Here is a 6,286-nt window from a genome sequence, read left to right as displayed (position 1 = left end):
CACCGCGGTGGCCTGGACGGTCAGGAAACCTGCAGGCCGCCGTTGATGTCGTAGGTGGCTGCGGTAATGTAACCGGCGTCTTCCCCCAGCAGGAACGCGATCAGGGCCGCTACTTCCTCGCGCGTTCCCACCCGGCCCATCATGATTCCCTCCGACATCTGGGCCTTGCGTTCGTCGCTCAGCGTCCCGCCCATGATGTCCGTGTCGATCGGGCCCGGCGCGATGGCGTTCACGGTGATGTTGTGCTCGCCCACTTCGCGGGCCAGGGCGCGGGTGAATCCGAGGATGCCGGCTTTGGATGCACTGTAGGCCACCTTGGAGTAGGTACCGCCACCACGCTGGGCCGAGATGGACGAAATACTGACAATCCTGCCCAGCCCGCGCTCGATCATGCCCTTGAGGACCCGCTGGGAGACGACGAAGGTGCCACGCATGTTGATGGCGAACACCTTGTCCCACTCTTCCACGGTGGTTTCCATGAAGGGGGTTGGCGAGCTGATGCCGGCAAGGTTGACAAGTCCCACGATGGGCGGAAGCTCGCGCTCGATCTCGGAAATGGCCCGGTCCACCGATGCCTGGTCGGAGACGTCGGCGCCGACACCGATCGCCTTGACGGCACGGTTGGCACCGATTTCCGCCGCGGCGGCTTTGGCGTCTTCGGCGTTGAGGTCGAGGATGGCGATGGACCAGCCTTCGCTGGCGAGGCGGTCAGCGGTTGCGCAGCCGATGCCGCGGGCGGATGCTGCGCCGGTCAGGACGGCGGTGCGTTCTGCGGGAAAGCTGTGCTCTGTAGTCATGGGAAGTGTCCTAGTGGGTTTCGGCGGCGGGAAGGGTGGCACTGGGGGCAGAGACACCTTCGGGCCGGTTGCGTGCGTAAAGGTAGGTGGCGGCGGCGGTGACGGCCAGGCAGGCGGCCAGGAAGACGAGGCCGGTCTGGCTGTTCCCGGTGGCGTCCTTGAGGATGCCCACAATGTAGGGCGCTACAAAGCCGCCCAGATTGCCCAGGGAGTTGACCATGGCAAGCCCCGCGGCAGCTGCGGCGCCGGTGAGGGCGGCCGAGGGCATGGCCAGGAAGGGTGCGATCGCGGAGTAGATGCCCATGGCCGCGAGGGTCAGGAAGACCATGGCGAGGACCGCGTTGACCGGGAGCAGGAAACCTGCCCCCAGGAGGCCGACGGCGGCGAGCACCATGCTGACGCTGGCGTGCCACACGCGGTTGCCGGTACGGTCGGACCGCTTGCTCCAGAAGTAGACGAACACCGCTGCGATGGCGTACGGGATGAAGACAATGAACCCCACCTGGGTCGAGTCGAATTTGCCCAGCGCCTTGACGATGGTGGGAAGCCAGAGTCCCAGGCCGTAGATGCCACAGACCAGGCCGAAGTACAGCGCCGAGTAGGCGATGGTGCGGGGGTCCTTCAGGCCGGCCAGGAAGTTGTGGTTGCCGGACTTCTGCTTGTGCGCCAGCTCGGCGGCCATGGTGGTGGAAAGCCATTCACGCTCTTCGGGCTTGAGCCACTTGGCGTGCTCGGGGCGGTCGGTCATGACGAACGGGGTGATGATGCCCAGGATGATGGCGGGGATGCCTTCAAGGATGTAGAGCCACTGCCAGCCATGGAGTCCGGCGACCCCTTCGAGGTTCAGGAGCATGCCGGATACCGGGGCTCCAAGCGCGTTGGAGATGGGCTGGGCGAGGATGAAGATGCCCAGCACCGTGACCCGCTGCGCGGCCGGGAACCAGAGCGTCAGGTAGAAGAGGATGGCGGGGAAGAAACCGGCTTCTGCTGCCCCGAGGAGGAAGCGGATGACGTAGAAGGTAGCTTCTCCGTTGACCAGGAACATGGCGGTGGCGAAGATGCCCCAGGTGATGAGGATTCTGGCGATCCACTTGCGGGCACCGTACCGGTACATGCCGCCGTTGCTGGGGATCTCAAGCAAGGCGTAGCCCAGGAAGAAGATGCCGGCGCCCAGGCCGTACGCGGCCTCGGTCAGTCCGATATCACCCTGCATGCCGAGCTTGGCAAAGCCCACATTGTTCCGGTCAAGGTAGGCGACGAAGTACAGCAGGACGATCAGGGGCATGAGCCTCCGGCGGACCTTGCGGAGGGTGGTCTCACCCAACTCGCTCAGTGCGGGAGCAGCAGTACGGGCGGTCATCGCAGGCCTCCCGCCGGGATGGGGAAACCCTTGAAAAGGGAATGCGCGCGCATAACGACTCCTTTGGCTGGCGGCATTGGGCTGTGGGTGATGCTGATATCAGATGTCTGATGTCTGACTGAGATTCTAGTCACAGGGGTATGCGAGCGTCAACACAGTAATGTGGGGGGGCACAAACCGCCTGTCATGCCGAAAGAGCGACGCGGCCCTGCGGCTGTTAGCGCGTGGTGGTTCCGGAGCGGGTGGACACGGCGAGGTAGTGCTCGTAATCCTCGAAGGTCTGGGTGATGTGGGCGTCCATGGTGGAGCGGGCGGTGGCGGGATCACCGGCGGCGATGGCGGCCAGGACCATTTTGTGGTGGTGGATAGCGTGGCGCTGCACGTCCGGGAACGCGGAGGTCTCCCGCCGCATCGCGTACAGCAGGGTTGAGAGCTGGCCCAACAGTGCTGGTACGAACGGGTTGCCGGAGGCGCGCAGTACCGTGTCGTGGAAGGCGATGTCGGCTACGGTCAGCGCATCGACGTCCCCGGCCTGGTGCGCCGCTTCCATTTGCTCCACACTGTCCTGCAGGGCGGTCAGGTCAGCCGGGCGGTGGCGCGAGGCTGCGAGTTCGGCTGCCCCTGTCTCCACCATGCGGCGGACCTCAAGCAGGCGGAGGGCCACCTGGTCGGACGCCACTCCCCTGGACGCAGCCCGCATGATGGCATCCAGTCCGGTCCAGCGTTCAGGGGGATTAACGAAGGTGCCCAGGCCGCGCTTTACGTAAACAATGTCCTGCGCCTTCAGCACGTTCATGGCTTCGCGCGCCGTCAACCTGCTGACACCCGATTCCTTGGCGATGTCAGCCTCCGGCGGCAGGGCGTCGTCGGCCTTGATGTCTCCGCTGAGGATCTGCTCCATCACCTTGTCCACGACGGCGTCGACCAGGGTGGGTCGCTTTGCTGCCATCGTCATTCCCCTGCCTGCGCGCCCAAGGCGCCCCGATTTTCCTTCACCAACATTACTCGACACAGTTGGGCGCACGCTGCCCGGCGTCGTCGTTCGTTAAACAGCGAACGCGGGGCTGNAGCCCCGCGTTGTGCAGTTACTGCTAGAGGGCTGAGTAGACCTCGCGGAGCAGCTTGGCGGTCTCGGACGGCGTCTTGCCGACCTTCACGCCGGCGGCTTCGAGGGCTTCCTTCTTGGCCTGGGCGGTGCCGGCGGAGCCGGAGACGATGGCGCCTGCGTGGCCCATGGTCTTGCCTTCGGGGGCGGTGAAGCCGGCCACGTAGCCGACGACCGGCTTGGTGACGTTCGCCTTGATGAAGTCGGCAGCGCGCTCTTCGGCGTCGCCGCCGATTTCGCCGATCATCACGATGGCCTTGGTCTCGGGGTCAGCCTCGAACGCGGCCAGGGCGTCGATGTGCGTGGTGCCGATGACGGGGTCGCCGCCGATGCCGATGGCGGTGGAGAAGCCCAGGTCGCGCAGTTCGTACATCATCTGGTAGGTCAGCGTGCCGGACTTGGAAACCAGGCCGATGGGGCCCTTGCCGGTGATGTTGGCGGGGGTGATGCCCACCAGGGCTTCGCCGGGCGTGATGATGCCGGGGCAGTTCGGGCCGATGATGCGGGTGACCTGGTTGCCGTCGGCGTCCACCTTGGACTGGGCCAGGGCCCAGAATTCGGCGGAGTCCTGGACGGGAACGCCCTCGGTGATGACTACGACCAGGCCGATGCCGGCCTCGATGGCCTCGACGACGGCGTTCTTGGTGAATGCCGGCGGCACGAAGACGATGGAGACGTCGGCGCCGGTTTCAGCCATGGCTTCCTTGACGGTGCCGTAGACGTTGATTTCCTGCTCGCCGTGCAGGACCGTGGTGCCGGCCTTGCGGGCGTTGACGCCACCGACGATGTTGGTGCCTGCCTTGAGCATCAGGGCGGTGTGCTTGGTGCCTTCGCCGCCGGTGATGCCCTGGACGATGACCTTGGAGTCTTTGTTCAGATAGATAGACATGGTGCGTCCCTTTACTTCGCTGCGTTGGCGAGCTCGGCGGCCTTGTCGGCGCCCTCGTCCATGGTGGCGGCCAGGGTAACCAGCGGGTGGTTGGCCTCGGTGAGGATACGGCGGCCTTCGTCGACGTTGTTGCCGTCCAGGCGGACAACCAGCGGCTTGTTGGCGGAGCTGCCCAGTTCGGCCAGTGCACCGACGATGCCCTTGGCGACGGCGTCGCAGGCGGTGATGCCGCCGAAGACGTTCACGAACACGGACTTGACCTGCTCGTCACCCAGGATGACGTCCAGGCCGGCGGCCATGACCTCTGCGGAGGCTCCACCGCCGATGTCCAGGAAGTTCGCGGGCTTGACGTTGCCGTGGTTCTCGCCGGCGTAGGCGACGACATCCAGCGTGGACATGACCAGACCGGCGCCATTGCCGATGATGCCCACTTCGCCGTCGAGCTTGACGTAGTTGAGGTCCTGCGCCTTTGCCTTGGCCTCAAGCGGGTCTGCAGCGTCCTTGTCCTCAAGCTGCGCGTGCTTCGGGTGGCGGAAGTCCGCGTTCTCGTCCAGGGAGACCTTGCCGTCCAGGGCCAGGATGTCACCATTGCCGGTCTTGACCAGCGGGTTGACCTCCACCAGGGTGGCGTCTTCCTTCTTGAAGACGTCCCAGAGCTTGAGGATGACGCCGGCAACCTGGCCGCGCAGTTCCTCGGCGAAGCCGGCGGCTGCGACGATTTCGTCAGCCTTGGCCTGGTCGATGCCCACGGCGGGGTCGATGGCGATCTTGGCCAGCGCTTCGGGACGTTCGACGGCGAGCTGCTCGATTTCCATGCCGCCCTCAACCGAGCACATGGCCAGGTAGTTGCGGTTGGCCCGGTCCAGCAGGACGGAGAAGTAGTACTCCTCGGCGATGTCCGCACCCTGGGCAATCATCACCTTTTTGACGGTGTGGCCCTTGATGTCCATGCCCAGGATGTTGGAGGCGTGCTCAAACGCCTCGTCGGCAGACTTTGCGACCTTGACGCCGCCGGCCTTGCCGCGGCCGCCTACCTTGACCTGTGCCTTAACAACGGTGACGCCGCCAATCTTTTCGGCAGCTGCCTTTGCTTCTTCTGGGGTGTACGCCACGATGCCGGCAAGCACGGGTACACCGTGCGCCTCGAACATATCGCGCGCCTGGTATTCAAACAGGTCCACGGTTTAGTGTCCTTCTACGTCGAAGTAGTTTCTGTACAGTCGGACACCATCGGTAAGACGATGACCGGGCTGCGGATTGCACGCACCGGCGGCCTGTTGGAAACGAGCCACGCGGCGTGATGCTCCATGGGGAACTCTAGTCCTTTGGAGGGACCGGGCCGTCCCAGACTACCGCTTATGTGAGTAAGCACACTATTCTATGGGGCGTAGAAAAACCGCGAATTTACGGGGTTTTTGGCGCCTCCGGCTGCGGTGGCGGGCTGCTTTTGGCCGTGCCCGGGATCAGTTCGTAACGTTCCGGAGAAATGAAGAATCCGACGCCCGCCGAGACGTTCCCGCACGCCACGCCGCCGTTGTAGGCGGAACATCGGAGACCGTTGCGTTCGAGGTTTTGCCCATCCGCGAGGACCGGAAGCTGGGTAAGGGGCCCCGCCTTGGTGCCCCAGGGTCCGTAGGCTGCCTCCATGCTTGTGACGCCGGAACGGCATTCCCCGTAGCGCGCGGTGTCGGGCGAGAGCAGCACGGTGCCGCCCAGGTAGCCAAGGTGGGTTCCGGCGCAGTCGTCTTTGACGTCCGCAGGCTGGGGCGCCGGGTAGGTGGCGAGTTCGCAGTGGGCCACGGGAACGATGGGCAGTTTGTTGTTGGCGGCGTCGCCGTAGCGGTTCTGTTCGTAGGGCAGGTCGACGTGTTCCCCGCGCGCGGACGTCAGGGAGCAGGCGATGGTCCGGTCCTGGGTGATGAAGGAGAGAACTCCGGTGCCGCTGGAGAAAGCCTTAGCGTCGGTGAGGGGAGCCTTTTCCAGTTGCTCCATGGGCTGCAGCGGATCAGGCGGGACGTAGGAGGGGTCCGCAGTGGTTACGCTGCACCCTGTGGCGGTGGCAAGGAAAGTGGCAAGGAAAAGGGCGGCGAGTGTCCCCCGTACAGTCCGTCGCATGGGGTCCATTATGCCCGGCC

Annotated in this window: 6 protein-coding genes; all 6 read right to left on the bottom strand. The window is 64.9% G+C overall.

Annotation, left to right across the window (positions count from 1 at the left end; translation table 11 throughout):
- Window positions 1-20: 20 nt before the first annotated feature.
- Window positions 21-797, bottom strand: coding sequence for an SDR family NAD(P)-dependent oxidoreductase (locus ACTJK0_RS10705; protein ID WP_440745138.1), 777 nt, complete (start codon window positions 795-797; stop codon window positions 21-23).
- 10 nt (window positions 798-807) lie between these two features.
- Entirely contained in the window at window positions 808-2,157 is a 1,350-nt protein-coding gene (locus tag ACTJK0_RS10700; protein ID WP_440745137.1) for an MFS transporter, read from the bottom strand.
- Window positions 2,158-2,374: 217 nt separating this feature from the next.
- Complete coding sequence (locus tag ACTJK0_RS10695) at window positions 2,375-3,106, bottom strand: FadR/GntR family transcriptional regulator (RefSeq protein WP_440745213.1); 732 nt, start codon at window positions 3,104-3,106, stop codon at window positions 2,375-2,377.
- Window positions 3,107-3,248: 142 nt separating this feature from the next.
- On the bottom strand, window positions 3,249-4,151 hold the full coding sequence (gene sucD, locus ACTJK0_RS10690) for a succinate--CoA ligase subunit alpha (protein WP_440745136.1): 903 nt from the start codon (window positions 4,149-4,151) through the stop codon (window positions 3,249-3,251).
- 11 nt (window positions 4,152-4,162) lie between these two features.
- A complete protein-coding gene (gene sucC / locus ACTJK0_RS10685) occupies window positions 4,163-5,332 on the bottom strand; it encodes an ADP-forming succinate--CoA ligase subunit beta (RefSeq protein ID WP_440745135.1) in 1,170 nt (389 codons plus the stop codon).
- A gap of 223 nt (window positions 5,333-5,555) precedes the next feature.
- Complete coding sequence (locus ACTJK0_RS10680; RefSeq protein ID WP_440745134.1) at window positions 5,556-6,275, bottom strand: hypothetical protein; 720 nt, start codon at window positions 6,273-6,275, stop codon at window positions 5,556-5,558.
- Window positions 6,276-6,286 lie beyond the last annotated feature (11 nt).

Source organism: Paenarthrobacter sp. 22069, assembly GCF_052046035.1.
GTDB lineage: Bacteria > Actinomycetota > Actinomycetes > Actinomycetales > Micrococcaceae > Arthrobacter.
Note: the sequence above shows the minus strand (reverse complement) of the source record. Positions and strands in the feature narration are given on the sequence as shown.